Source organism: Bacillus sp. LR_5 (assembly GCF_042709275.1).
This window is the reverse complement of record NZ_JAVAXX010000469.1, coordinates 1-3,182: the sequence shown is the minus strand read 5'-3', so window position 1 is coordinate 3,182 and position 3,182 is coordinate 1. Positions and strand designations below refer to the sequence as shown.

The window sequence follows — 3,182 nt, the reverse complement described above, 5'->3', positions numbered from 1 at the left end:
TAAAATCAATTTATACGAAAGGAGATTATCATGACAGTACACATTAAAGTTTATTCAGATTACGTCTGCCCATTTTGTTTCGTTGGAAAAGCCGCTTTTGAAGAAGCGACAAAAGGAAAGGATGTTGAAGTCGAGTGGATGCCGTTTGAACTGCGCCCAAGTCCATCTCCTCAGCTTGATCCGGTCAATGATCCTTCCAAACAGTACATGTGGCAGACATCTATTCAGCCAATGGCGGAGAAATTAGGGGTCGAGATCAATTTTCCAAACGTCTCGCCCCATCCGTATACAGACCTCGCGTTTGAAGGCTTCCATTTTGCGAAGGAATACAATAAAGGACATGAATACAACACCCGTGTCTTTCAGGCGTTTTTCCAGGAGGGCCAAAATATTGGCGATATTGACATCTTGACGAAGCTCGCCGAGGAAGTGGGATTAGACGGTGCAGCATTCAAATCAGCACTGGAAACAAGAACATATCAGGACGTGCAGCGCCAAGCCTTGAAGCACGCTTATGAAGAGGCTGACATCACAGCCGTTCCAACCTTTATTATCGGCGACACTGTAATTCCAGGTGCTGCCGGCAAGGATGTATTTGAAAAAGCGATTTCTGACGAACAGAAGAAAAGACAAGGAAAAAGCTCTCTATAAAGAGAGCTTTTTTTATTCCTGTTCCATATGGACGCCAGTATGCGCCTTCACCTGAATTTCTGCAAACGTATCTTCATCAATTGTTTTATCAGACGACAGCACCGTTCCGAGCCACGCGCCGAGAAAGCCGAGCGGGATGGAAATAATTCCTGGATTAGACAGCGGAATGAGCGGATCACCGGTAAAAATAGCACCTCCGGCCGGGTCCCACACACTAGGGCTCATCGATACCAGCACAAGCGCGCTGATCAGGCCTGTCAGGCTGCCCCATAAAGCGCCTGAGGCATTGAATCGTTTCCAGAAGACTGTAAACACAATCAGCGGAAGGTTTGCGCTGGCGGCTACCGCAAACGCGAGTGCAACAAGGAACGCCACATTTAAGGATTGTGCAAAAATCGCAAGGAGAATCGAGAGCACTGACACGGCGACAGAAGCCCATCTGGCCGCTTTCATTTGTTCTTTTTCAGTTGCTTCTCCCTTTCTGATGATCTGGCTGTAAATATCATGGGCAAATGCTGAGGCGGCAGACAGCACCAACCCTGTCACGACAGCCAAAATGGTGGCAAAGGCGATGGCTGATACAAACGCGAACAGAAAGTCTCCTCCGAGCGCTTTTGCTAAAAGCGGAGCCGCCATATTTCCCGCTTGATCAGCCGCTGTAATCGCGTCAAAACCGACAAATGCCGCGGCACCAAAGCCGAGAAACACCGTCATAATATAAAACACACCGATAATCCATGTCGCTGACACAACGGATGTACGGGCCGTCTTGGCATCCTTAACGGTATAAAACCGGATCAATATATGCGGAAGCCCGGCGGTTCCCAGCACGAGTGCCAAGTTTAACGACAAGGTCTCAAGCGGCACCTTGTATTTATTTCCGGGATTCAAAAAATCAGCGCCCAGCGGAGTAGCCGTTTTCATCTGTTCAAACATGGTATTAAGGCTAAAGCCGAATTTCGAAAACACGATAATCGAAATCACGAGTGTGCCGGCCATCAGCAAAACGGCTTTAATAATTTGAACCCAGCTTGTCGCGATCATGCCGCCAAACACGACATAAATGGTCATCAGCACTCCGACGATGAGGACAGCCGCGGTATAATCCAGCCCTAGAAGCAGTTTGATCAGCGCGCCCGCCCCCACGAGCTGGGCAATCATATAAAAAGTAGAGATGGCAATGGTATTAAGAGCCGCGACACCGCGGATTTTCTTTTCTTTAAAGCGAGCGGCAATCATGTCTGCCATCGTGTACTTTCCAAGATTCCGAAGCGGCTCCGCCACGATGTACAAGACAACGAGATAAGCCACCAGAAAACCGATGCTGTAAAAGAAGCCATCAAATCCATATAACGCAATCATTCCTGCAATCCCGAGAAACGAGGCGGCAGACATGTAGTCACCGGCAATTGCCAGTCCATTCTGAACGCCGGTGAGCCCGCCGCCCGCCGTATAAAACTCACTCGTCGTTTTCGTCTTCTTCGCGGCAAAATACGTGATAATAAGCGTCAGGCCAACAATCGCCAAAAATAATAAAAAAGCAGTCATATTCATGTCTGTTCACCCTTCAGATCCTCTTTTAAAGCGCTTACATACTTATCGAAATGGGCGGCTCTCCGGGAATACACAGTACTCAGTATCCAGGTCATAGCGAATTGGGCGATGGCGAACAGCCAAGCCCATGAAACAGCTCCAATGGCCGGTGCATTCAAAAAGGTGAAATAAGATGTCAAAACAGGGAGTGAAAAATAAAAAACAAAAAAGAAAATCGCAGAAGGAACAATAAAAGCGCGTTTCTGCTTTAAAAAAGCTTGAAAAGACGGCGTTGCAGCAATCTGTTTATAATCAGCTTTGTACATGGCTTTCCTCCTTTTATTCGCTAAACGTAAGCAAAAAGGTACACCAATAGGTATGTACTGAAAGTCCGATTTATGCTTTGAACAATATCTGGAGGATGAAAAAAGAAGGAAGTCGTGAAGAGGTGAACACAGTGGTCTAAAGACAGGCGAAGGTTTTCAAGCTCGGCCGTGTATAAACGAGTTTGCTTTCAAAACCTCACCGAATGCAGCTTGTTCTCAGCAAAGCTGCTGTTTACCAGAGCACGGTTATCATGTTCGCATCACCGGCTGTCTGTCGTAGTTAGCTGACACACCGTTTGTCCTCAAGCTCAGCGCAGCGATTTGCTTTTGAATAGAGGATATGGTGAAAACTCAGATCAGGTGATAGAAAAGCCAGAGGTAAATAGATCCGCCTGTTCGGACTAGTCTTGCCGGACGGTTTTTTTGTGGTTTTTCTTTCTCGATGCTGTCTCAGATTCTAAAAACTGCCTCACATCATGAATGCCTAATCCAATGGATCTAGCTTCTTGAATTAACATATGCCAACCTTTGTCCAAATCTTTTTTAACATGAGTTTTCATAGTAACCTCCAATTGTATAAAATGTTTTCCTGCAACATGCGGGCAATAAAAGACAAGCCAGCGCGATGATGAGGCGAGTACAACAAATTTCACACATAGTTGCTCGGTGTTC

4 protein-coding genes are annotated in these 3,182 nt (G+C 46.5%); 1 reads left to right on the top strand and 3 read right to left on the bottom strand.

Annotated elements, in window-relative coordinates; translation table 11 throughout:
* Positions 1-30 precede the first annotated feature (30 nt).
* A complete protein-coding gene (locus RAC86_RS37195) occupies positions 31-651 on the top strand; it encodes a DsbA family oxidoreductase (RefSeq protein ID WP_377886810.1) in 621 nt (206 codons plus the stop codon).
* 12 nt (positions 652-663) lie between these two features.
* On the opposite strand, the gene RAC86_RS37190 is transcribed toward RAC86_RS37195, so the two are convergent.
* From RAC86_RS37190 to slrA, 3 genes are all read right to left on the bottom strand, one after another.
* On the bottom strand, positions 664-2,205 hold the full coding sequence (locus tag RAC86_RS37190) for a solute symporter family protein (protein WP_110109522.1): 1,542 nt from the start codon (positions 2,203-2,205) through the stop codon (positions 664-666).
* Positions 2,202-2,510, bottom strand: a complete 309-nt coding sequence (locus RAC86_RS37185; protein ID WP_003227392.1) for a DUF485 domain-containing protein — start codon at positions 2,508-2,510, stop codon at positions 2,202-2,204. The genes RAC86_RS37190 and RAC86_RS37185 overlap by 4 nt, the downstream gene beginning before the upstream one ends.
* Before the next feature lie 401 nt (positions 2,511-2,911).
* The gene (gene slrA, locus RAC86_RS37180; RefSeq protein ID WP_003243648.1) at positions 2,912-3,070 is read right to left on the bottom strand and encodes a transcriptional regulator SlrA; all 159 of its coding nucleotides are present in this window, start codon (positions 3,068-3,070) and stop codon (positions 2,912-2,914) included.
* Positions 3,071-3,182: the final 112 nt, after the last annotated feature.

What these genes read in the sequence shown, in the direction of transcription:
- RAC86_RS37195 (WP_377886810.1), top strand. Translation starts at nt 31, where the DNA reads ATGACAGTACACATTAAAGTTTATTCAGATTACGTCTGCCCATTTTGT.
- RAC86_RS37190 (WP_110109522.1), bottom strand. Translation starts at nt 2,205, where the DNA reads ATGAATATGACTGCTTTTTTATTATTTTTGGCGATTGTTGGCCTGACG.
- RAC86_RS37185 (WP_003227392.1), bottom strand. Translation starts at nt 2,510, where the DNA reads ATGTACAAAGCTGATTATAAACAGATTGCTGCAACGCCGTCTTTTCAA.
- slrA (WP_003243648.1), bottom strand. Translation starts at nt 3,070, where the DNA reads ATGAAAACTCATGTTAAAAAAGATTTGGACAAAGGTTGGCATATGTTA.